Source organism: Halomonas llamarensis, assembly GCF_023555005.1.
Taxonomy (GTDB): Bacteria; Pseudomonadota; Gammaproteobacteria; order Pseudomonadales; family Halomonadaceae; genus Vreelandella; species Vreelandella llamarensis.
This window is the reverse complement of the sequence record NZ_JAMJPJ010000067.1, coordinates 1-2100: the sequence shown is the minus strand read 5'-3', so window position 1 is coordinate 2100 and position 2100 is coordinate 1. Positions and strand designations below refer to the sequence as shown.

Here is a 2100-nt window from a genome sequence, read left to right as displayed (position 1 = left end):
CGCAACACTCGCTACCGGCGGGTGGCTAGCCTTGGCCGGATGGGACTTTCACCCATTGGGTTTCACTTCATCCTTTCCCCCTTTTCAGGTGCCCGGATGACCAGGCTTCGCCTGGCGCACTAACTATCTGTCTATACGAAACCGATTATTCGGGAGCCCTGTAGCAAGCTCCCCCTCTACTACCCCACCAATAAATTGCATAATATTTTGGGGCGCTCCAGGATCGAAAAAACCGTTTGTGAAATCAATAGCTCTTTGCTGAATAGTTGGATTAGCTATTCCGACTGCCGCCCCCGGCGATACAGTCGCCACACTGCACATAGCACGCAGGCTAAGCTGATTTGCACTTGCTGCTAAAGTGCTGCCGGCTCCTGCTGCAATTTTGGCTGCACCCGGTGCAGCTGCACCCACCATTGGGGCTCCTAACGCGCCTGATGCCGCAGGCAGTGTAATATTATTACGCGTTGCACCCTGATGCCTAAGAGCTTCTGCGTATTGTGGATCTTTTGCAAAGGCAGACATGCTGGATGGGAAGATGGCACCAATAATGCCGGGTCGGTAGCTACTACCAGTGAAAACTTCCCCGGCAGGCGCTGTTGGTGGCGGAGGCGTGGTTGCACCATGTGCTAACGCCTGTGAACCATACGCTGCGCTGATACTACCCATGGCTGATTGAAACAACCCCAACGGATCCACCATCCCCGTCGGATTAGTCACATAGCCATACAAATTCGTGCCACCGTTGAGCCCAATCGGATCCTGACTAATATACCGCCCCTGCTGCGGGTCGTAATAACGATGGCGGTTGTAGTAAAGCCCGCTCTCTTCGTCGTGCCACTGGCCCTGGAACCGGATCGGTTGGGTGAGGTGGCGTACGGCACGTTGGTTTTTGACCGCCGCCCAATCGTCGGGGTCGGCGAGCCAGCGGGGTTGGCCGTTGGGGGTGACCAGTTGCATGGGGGTGCCGAGAGCGTCGGTGATATAGGCGCTGAGGATTTGGCCTTGCTGGGTGTCATCGATTCTGAGCATGGGCACAAAACTCCCAGGCTCATACACCACGGTAGTGCGCTGGTCGTCGGTTTCTTCGCGTACGATGCGGTCGCCGTCCCAGCCGTAGTGGGTGGTGGCTTTGGTGCCGTTGGGGTGGCGTACGGTTTTGCTGAGGCGTCTTCCCAGGCCATCGTAGCGGTAGGTGGCCTCGCGGGTCGCCCCCAGCTCGCTGGCGTGGATCAGGTGCACTAAGCGGTTGGCGCCGTCGTAGCCCAGCGTCAGGCGTTCGCCGTTGGGCTGTTGGCGTTCGATCAGGTTGCCTGCGCCGTCGTAGCGGTAGCGGGTGCCGTTTAATTGACCAAGGCGGTTATCCGTCAGTCCTTGCTGCTTGTCGGCCCCCTGCTCTAAGCGATTACCGGCCGCGTCCACGTTGTAGCGGTGGGCATGATCGCCGTGCTGGCTGCCAATCAAACGCCCGGCGGCATCAAAACGGTAGGCGATGACTTTTTCTGCGGGATCGCCTTCCAGGCTCCGGAAGCTCATTCGGCCCAGGGCGTCGTATTGATAGCGCTGTTGGCGGGTGGTGTCCGGGCTGCGCAGGGTGAGGTGATCCAGCTGCCCCAGCTCTGTGTAACCGCGCTCCAGCATTAAAGGTTGGTTGTGCGCATTGGCACCGGTGCTGAGACGGCGCTGGGTCTCCCGATGTAGGGCATCGGGCTCCAGGGCGATCTCAAGATCCAGGCCGGGGGCACTCATACCGTGCAGATGGCCGCTGCCGTAGGTGTGCCAGTTGAGCGTCGGGAGGTCGCCGAACTGGCTGGCCTGGGGCGCGCCGGTGGCGGTGAGCGTGTGCTGATGTTGCCAGCTCCAACTACTCTCTCCTTGGAGGCCGCTGCTGACGATATGACTAAGTTCGATGTGAGCCATATGATAGGTGTTTGCTGACACGTTACCGCCAAGGAAGGCAGTATATGTCTCCCTTGATCCCGCCTCATTCATCGCGGCGGTGGTAGCGCCATTATTGAGCGCTTTACGTCTGCATGGTGGATGCGTTGAGGCTATTTAACGTCTTACCGACGCGATAGTTATGCGAGATAGGCCTTCAGTGTC

1 protein-coding gene is annotated in these 2100 nt (G+C 58.7%); it reads right to left on the bottom strand.

Annotated elements, in window-relative coordinates:
* Nucleotides 1-123 precede the first annotated feature (123 nt).
* Nucleotides 124-1938 carry an RHS repeat-associated core domain-containing protein gene (locus M8006_RS17520; RefSeq protein WP_250084475.1) on the bottom strand — a complete coding sequence of 605 codons (1815 nt, stop codon included), beginning with the start codon at nt 1936-1938 and terminating at the stop codon, nt 124-126.
* Nucleotides 1939-2100 lie beyond the last annotated feature (162 nt).